The sequence below is a fragment of the Pseudomonas sp. GD03944 genome, assembly GCF_029839275.1.
Lineage (GTDB): Bacteria > Pseudomonadota > Gammaproteobacteria > Pseudomonadales > Pseudomonadaceae > Aquipseudomonas.
The window spans coordinates 36,199-42,660 of the sequence record NZ_JAOCAH010000023.1; the positions used below are offsets into that span (position 1 = coordinate 36,199).

Here is a 6,462-nt window from a genome sequence, read left to right on the forward strand (position 1 = left end):
ATGTCGTCGATTGAATTGCTGGCGTCCGCCCTCGGGGTCTGGGCGGTCTGGCTCACCGTGCAACAGAACCGCTGGTGCTGGCCGATCGGCCTGGTGATGGTGCTGCTGTATGGCTGGATCTTCTTCCAGGGCAAGCTCTATTCGAACATGTTGCTGCAGGGCGTCTATGCCGCTCTGCAGGTCTATGGCTGGTGGCAATGGAGCCACGGCGGCGATCGCCACACCGGCGTACAGGTCAGCCGCCTCGGCGCCCAGGGGCTGCTGCTCAGCCTGGCGCTGGGCTGCGTCGGCGCGGCGGCACTGGGTTTTGCCATGGCCCATTACACGGACGCCAGCGCCCCCTGGCAGGACGCGGCGCTGAGCGCCTTCAGCCTGGTGGCGCAAGTCTGGATGGCGCAGAAACGGGTCGAATGCTGGCCGCTGTGGATCGTCCTCGACCTGCTGTTCGTGGCGCTCTTCATCGACCAGGGGCTCTATCCAACGGCGGCGCTGTACGGCCTGTTCACCCTGCTGGCCGCGACCGGCTGGGTGACCTGGCGGCGCGACCAGGCGCTGGCGCGCCCATGAAGGTCCTGGTGCTGACAGGGCCGGAGTCCAGCGGCAAGAGCTGGCTCGCCGCCGAAATCCAGGCAACCTTCGGCGGCCTGGTCGTCGGCGAGTATGTGCGCCACTTCATCGACCAGGAGCAGCGCGACACCTGCTACGCCGATATCGGCACGATCGCCCGTGGTCAGCTGGCGTGGGAAGACCAGGCCCGCGCTGAGCGACCGGAACTGCTGATCCTCGACACGCACCTGCTCAGCAACATGCTGTGGAGCCAGATCCTGTTCGGCGCTTGCCCGGCGTGGCTGGAGGGCGAACTGCTGGCCCGGCACTACGATTTGCACCTGCTGCTCGACCCGGTGGACGTGCCCTGGGTCGATGACGGCCAGCGCTGCCAGCCGGAGCTGGAGCAGCGCGTGGCCTTCCACCGTGCCTGCGATGACTGGCTGCAGCGTCACGCCCTGCCCGTCCAGCACATCCAGGGTGACTGGCAGCAGCGCCGGGAGCAGGCCTTGGAATGCGTCGGCCGGTGGCTGCACTCTCCGGCATGAGACCGAACCTCCTGCTGGCGGATGGAAGAGGCACCACGGCCTAGCGCATGCGGTGCTTGTGCAGCAGCCGGTAGAAGGTCGGCCGGGAAATCCCCAGCACCCGGGCGGCCTGGCTCATGTTCTTCGAATAGCAGCGCAGCACGTCGTTGAGCGCCTGCCGTTCCGCCTGCAGGATGTAGTCGGCCAGGGTGCCGAGCGCCTCCCCGATATGGGGTGGATCGAACCCCAGGTCGCTGGCCTCGATCTGCACGCCTTCCCCAAGCGCCACGGCCCGGCGCACCCGGTTGCTCAGCTCGCGCAGGTTGCCCGGCCAGTCATGCTGCTGCAGGGCGCTGATTGCCTGGTCGCTGAAGCGCCGTGGCCGCACCGCGAGGTCGCTGGCGTAGCGCCGGGCAAAATGCTCGGCCAGCAGGAGGATATCGGCGCTCCGCTCGTACAGCGTCGGCAGGCGCACCTGCACACCGACCAGGTGCTGGTAGAGCGCCTCGTGCAGGCGCCCTTCGCTCAGGAGCACAGCCAGGTTCTCATCACTGGCCACTACCAGCCGCCAGTAGCCGTGGGGCACATCCCACGCCTGGACCTCGCGCAGAAACTCGACGAGCAGCGCCTGCTGCGCCTCGTTCAGTGTTGGCAGGCTGGCCACGAACAGGGTGCCGCGCGGATGCTCGGGATTCTCGCCAGCCAAGGCGGCCTGGAGAGTCCCGGCATCGGCGGCGATGAGATCGTCGAATACCACGAAGGATCCAGGTGCATGGCCAGCCGACTGGTGCAACTTCCGCGCGAGCATTTCCTTGCCGGTACCGGACTCGCCCTGGATAAACAAAGAGGCTTCGGTTTCCAGCAATGCGGGTAATGCCTTGCGCAACTCGCGAATCACCCGGCAATTACCCAGCGCGACACTGTCGGCAAGCGGATTCACTTTCGTCGATACGCGCAAACGGGCGACCGCAACGGCACGCTCCAGTGCCAGATGCAGGGAGTCATCGTCGACGGGTAGACAGTGGTAATCGAACAGCCAGTCGACCGCGAAACGCATGACGGAATACTCCGCAGCAGTTGCTTCACCCAACACGGCAATCCATTCGATCTCGCTGTGGGTGATCAGCGCCCGTAATGACGGAAGTTCGTGACGCAGCGGGCCGTCCAGGCAAATCAGCACGGCGTCCCCGGCCTGCCGGGTAAAGGCCGCGCCTGCGACCGGACGTACCTGCCAGCCGCGCGCCTGCAATGAGGCAACGATGCGGCTGCACGCAGGGCATGGCTCAATGATCAATAACTGCCGGGTGGCAATGCTAACGGCTTCCAACCTAACCGATCCTTGGCGCCATTAATTTGTAATTCTATTAAAAACAATAGTTTGGCGCGCGTAGGTGTAACGCTAGCAAGAACTTTGACGCCCTATGGAACAATTACTTATAACGCTAATTTCGGTTCGTTCTGGAACAGGGAATAACACGTCACTTTGCTCGACCGTGGCGCTGTGAATAGGCGATAGACAATTGCGCTATGGCGGCTTGCCATTATTGAGCTTACTTGGCATAAAGTTGCACAAATAATAAAGCTACAAGGACGTCTCCAATGCGCACACTACGCCGTGTTCTCCTCGGGTTTCTGTTGCTGCTCGCAGCCGTGCTCGCCGTGGCCCTGTACTTCATCGCGTTCCCCAACCTTCCGCACTACCAGCAGCCCGACAAGCTCCATTACCTGGATCAATGGAGCGCCGAGCAACGGCAGACGTACTACTACACCCCCCAGGGGACCCAGGTAAAAGGCCTGCAGTACGAGTGGTTCAGCGCGCTGGAAATGCCCTTCGGCAAAAGCAAGTTCGCCACGCCGGACTACCTGGCCCGCTTCGGCTTCCTGGTGGACCCGAAGCAACAGCCGACCGCCCTCAATCCAGGCAACCTGCCGGTGGGTTTCGCCCGTCATGAAGACAGCGAGAGCGGCATCAACTACCTCGACATCAGCTGCGCGGCCTGCCACACCGGCGAACTGCGCTACCAGGGCCAGGCCATTCGCATCGACGGCGGCGCCGCCCTGCACTCCCTGGCGTCGACCGTGCCGACCATCCGCGGCGGCAGTTTCGGCCAGTCGCTCGGCATGAGCATGGCCTTCACCTATTACAACCCGCTCAAATTCCGCCGCTTCGCCAAGGAAGTTCTTGGCGAAGCGTACCCGACGGGCCGGGATGAGCTGCGCCGCGACTTCAAGATCGTGCTCGATCGCCTGCTGGGCACCGCCTTCAACGACTGGCACCGCGGTCTCTACCCGACCGAGGAAGGCTTCGGCCGTACCGATGCCTTCGGCCGCATCGCCAATACCGTGTTCGGCGACGCCATCGACGCCAGCAACTACCGCATCGCCAATGCGCCGGTCAGCTACCCGCAGGTCTGGGACATCTGGAAGTTCGACTGGGTGCAATGGAACGGCTCCGCCATGCAGCCCATGGCGCGCAACGTCGGCGAGGCGCTTGGCGTCGGCGCGACCCTGCGCCTGATGCAGCACAACGGACAAGCGGTGCCTGAAAACGAGCGCTATGCCTCGAGCGTCCGCCTGCACGACCTTTACACCCTGGAAGAAACCCTCAAGCACCTCAAGCCGCCAACCTGGCCGCAGGAGGTGCTCGGCAAGATCGACATGCCGCTGGCAAGCCGCGGGCGCGCCCTGTTCCAGGAAAACTGCGCCTATTGCCATGCCCCCGATCCCAAGCCCCGTGATGAGCGCATGGCGCCCGATCGCGACCCCGAATGGCGGATGCGCATCGTCTCCACCGATGTCATCGGCACCGACTCGACCACCGCCGACAACATTGCCGACCATCGCTTCGACATCAGCAAGCTCGGCTGGACACCTGAAGAGCTGGGCCGTCTCGACGTGACGCTGCAGAACATCACCCCGAGCGAACTCGACATGCGCAGCATCTCCAGCGCCAAGGGCCTCGCCTACATCACCGCCTACGTGGAAAACCGCGCCTATCGGGATGCTGGCGTCACGCCCGAGGAGCGCTGGCGCATGGATGGCTACGGCCTGCCCATCGGCGTCCAGGAGCTACGCGGCTACAAGGCCCGCCCGCTCGACGGCATCTGGGCCACCCCGCCCTTCCTGCACAACGGCTCAGTGCCCACGCTGTTCCAGTTGCTCTCGCCAGTGTCCGAGCGCCAGACCAGCTTCTGGGTTGGCAACTTCGAGTTCAATCCGAAGCAGGTCGGTTTCGTCAGCGACAAGTTCCCGGGCGGCTTCCTGTTCGATACCACCATCACCGGCAACGGCAACCGCGGCCACGAATTCCGTGACGGCTGTCGCCAGGACGGCGTGATCGGCCGGGCACTGCAGCCGGAAGAACGTTGGGCGCTGATCGAATACCTCAAGGTGCTGGGCGATACCGCGCGCGAGGAACAGTTGGAACCGATTCCGGCCAAACCCTGGCGCCCGGGTCCGACCTGTCAGCTCTGAAACGAACGGACCGTAGCGGCAAAGCCGCCAGGAACAACCAACAAGAACAAGGAGTCATTCGATGATCAAACGGCTTTGGCTGTGGCTGGGTCGCCTGCTCGGCAAACTGCTTCTCGCAGTGCTGGTCCTGGGAGTGGGTGGCTGGCTGATTGGCACCGCGTACTACAGCTGGAAGTTCTCGGGCCCGGTGTCCAGCGAAGAGCAGATTCCCCCCGAGGAAGCGGCCCTGACCCAGGGCATCATCGAGGATGCCATCCGCGTCGTGGAACAGCACCGGGACAACACCCGGGTGTTGCGTGATGCTCACGCCAAGGCTCATGGCTGCGTGAAGGCCGAGGTCACGGTGCTACCGGACCTCGACAGCAGCTTGCGCCATGGCGTCCTCAGCGAGCCAGGCAAGACCTGGAATGCCTGGATGCGCCTGTCCAACGGCAACGCCTACCCGCAATTCGACCGCGCCCGCGATGCCCGCGGCATGGCCATCAAGCTGCTCGATGTGCCGGGCCAGAAGCTGCTCAACGCCCCGGGCCGAACCGACGAGCAGGACTTCGTGATGTTCAATCACCCGGTCTTCTTCGTCCGTGACGTCGCCGAGTACAAGACCAACTTCGCCGCCCAGGCCGACGGCAAGAAAGCCATGGCCTTCTTCCCCAGTTGGGACCCGCGCACCTGGGAAATCCGCCACCTGGTCATTGCCCTCAAGACGCTCTCGCCTGCGCCGGAAAGCCCGACCGAGACCACCTACAACTCCATCGCACCGTTCAAGCTCGGGCCGCACAACATCAAGTACCGCGTGATCCCCACCCCGGAGAACTGCCCGACCTACGCCGTACCGGAGCAGAACAAGGACCTGCCCAACTTCCTGCGCAGCGCGCTTTATCAGCAGCTGTCCCTGGACCGGGCGCCGGCGTGCTTCGCCCTGCAGGTGCAACGACAAAACCCCGAGTACTACATGCCCATCGAAGACCCGAGCGTGGAGTGGAGTGAGTCGGTTTCGCCCTTCGAGACCGTCGCCACCATCAAACTCCCAGCCCAGGACTTCGATAGCAGCGAACAGAACCTGTTCTGCGACAACCTGTCGTTCAATCCCTGGCATGCATTGCCGGAGCATCGCCCTATCGGTGGCATCAACCGCCTGAGAAAGGCCGTGTACGAAGCAGTCAGCGTGTATCGGCATGAACGCAACGGGGCCCTCGACGCACAGTGATGCCCGCCAGGCGCGATCGACAAGACTAACGGCACAGGGCGATGGCTTCGGCATTGGTTACAGCACGGACCGAGCTGCTAAAATCGCCCTCCACTTCAGGCGCCCCATCACCATGGGGCGCTCCGCCGCATTGTCGAAGAGAGATCGCGTGGAACTGTTCAAAGAGTTTATGTTCGAGGCCGCTCACCGCCTCCCTCACGTCCCGGAAGGCCACAAGTGCGGGCGCCTGCATGGGCACTCGTTCCGCGTGGCGGTCTATATCGAAGGTGAGGTGAATCCCCATACCGGCTGGATTCGTGACTTCTCCGAGATCAAGGCAATCTTCAAGCCCCTCTATGAGCAGCTTGACCACAACTACCTGAACGACATCCCCGGCCTGGAAAACCCCACCAGCGAAGTGCTTGCCAAATGGATCTGGCAGCAGCTCAAGCCGTTACTTCCGGAGCTGTCGCGCATCCGTATCCATGAGACCTGTACCAGCGGTTGCGAGTACCGCGGCGACTGAGTTGTCGGTGCATTCAAGAAGCCACCCTGCGGGGTGGCTTTTTTGTGCCTGCTGGAAAGAGGCGGCGCCAGGGGGATTGGTGCTTCAAGCTATTGCACAAGTGGTGCGGCTGTTTTGAGCACGATGAGCCTGAGGCGAAGGAGCCCATCCAGGCCTAGTCCATCTCCGCCGCTTTTTCCGCCCTTAAAAGACGAAACCCCAGC

The 6,462-nt window shown here is 63.3% G+C and carries 6 protein-coding genes; 5 read left to right on the forward strand and 1 reads right to left on the reverse strand.

The genetic code is table 11. The annotated features are described in order from the left end of the window. Entirely contained in the window at positions 1-567 is a 567-nt protein-coding gene (gene pnuC / locus N5C28_RS23550; RefSeq protein ID WP_279825900.1) for a nicotinamide riboside transporter PnuC, read from the forward strand. Then, a complete protein-coding gene (locus N5C28_RS23555) occupies positions 564-1,094 on the forward strand; it encodes an AAA family ATPase (protein ID WP_279825902.1) in 531 nt (176 codons plus the stop codon). The genes pnuC and N5C28_RS23555 overlap by 4 nt, the downstream gene beginning before the upstream one ends. Positions 1,095-1,134: 40 nt before the next feature. Here N5C28_RS23555 and N5C28_RS23560 read toward each other — a convergent pair whose 3' ends face one another. Continuing rightward, complete coding sequence (locus tag N5C28_RS23560) at positions 1,135-2,400, reverse strand: sigma 54-interacting transcriptional regulator (protein WP_279825903.1); 1,266 nt, start codon at positions 2,398-2,400, stop codon at positions 1,135-1,137. A gap of 272 nt (positions 2,401-2,672) precedes the next feature. Between N5C28_RS23560 and N5C28_RS23565 the strand changes: the two genes are divergently transcribed. The 3 genes from N5C28_RS23565 to queD all read left to right on the forward strand — a co-directional run bounded on the left by N5C28_RS23565 (position 2,673) and on the right by queD (position 6,259). Then, positions 2,673-4,547: a cytochrome c gene (locus N5C28_RS23565; RefSeq protein ID WP_279825906.1), complete on the forward strand. Its 1,875-nt coding sequence runs from the start codon at positions 2,673-2,675 to the stop codon at positions 4,545-4,547. A 61-nt stretch (positions 4,548-4,608) separates the two neighbouring features. Continuing rightward, positions 4,609-5,754, forward strand: coding sequence for a catalase family protein (locus tag N5C28_RS23570; protein WP_279825908.1), 1,146 nt, complete (start codon positions 4,609-4,611; stop codon positions 5,752-5,754). 148 nt (positions 5,755-5,902) lie between these two features. After that, complete coding sequence (gene queD, locus N5C28_RS23575) at positions 5,903-6,259, forward strand: 6-carboxytetrahydropterin synthase QueD (RefSeq protein ID WP_279825910.1); 357 nt, start codon at positions 5,903-5,905, stop codon at positions 6,257-6,259. Positions 6,260-6,462: the final 203 nt, after the last annotated feature.

Coding starts and splice junctions, on each gene's coding strand:
- pnuC (WP_279825900.1), top strand. CDS start 1: ATGTCGTCGATTGAATTGCTGGCGTCCGCCCTCGGGGTCTGGGCGGTC.
- N5C28_RS23555 (WP_279825902.1), top strand. CDS start 564: ATGAAGGTCCTGGTGCTGACAGGGCCGGAGTCCAGCGGCAAGAGCTGG.
- N5C28_RS23565 (WP_279825906.1), top strand. CDS start 2,673: ATGCGCACACTACGCCGTGTTCTCCTCGGGTTTCTGTTGCTGCTCGCA.
- N5C28_RS23570 (WP_279825908.1), top strand. CDS start 4,609: ATGATCAAACGGCTTTGGCTGTGGCTGGGTCGCCTGCTCGGCAAACTG.